At 64.9% G+C, this 231-nt stretch carries 1 protein-coding gene; it reads left to right on the top strand.

Annotated features, from left to right (window positions below; all coding sequences use genetic code 11):
• Positions 1–38: 38 nt before the first annotated feature.
• A partial coding sequence (gene ssb / locus BST12_RS30285; RefSeq protein WP_003902824.1) for a single-stranded DNA-binding protein occupies positions 39–231 on the top strand: 193 nt, incomplete at its 3' end.

The following is a 231-nucleotide window of genomic DNA, read 5'->3' on the forward strand; positions in this document are numbered from 1 at the left end:
GACCAGCCGCCGAACCCAGGCGGACGCAGGAGGAAATTGTGGCTGGTGACACCACCATCACCATCGTCGGAAATCTGACCGCTGACCCCGAGCTGCGGTTCACCCCGTCCGGTGCGGCCGTGGCGAATTTCACCGTGGCGTCAACGCCCCGGATCTATGACCGTCAGACCGGCGAATGGAAAGACGGCGAAGCGCTGTTCCTCCGGTGCAATATCTGGCGGGAGGCGGCCG

This window comes from Mycobacterium angelicum, assembly GCF_002086155.1.
Lineage (GTDB): Bacteria > Actinomycetota > Actinomycetes > Mycobacteriales > Mycobacteriaceae > Mycobacterium > Mycobacterium angelicum.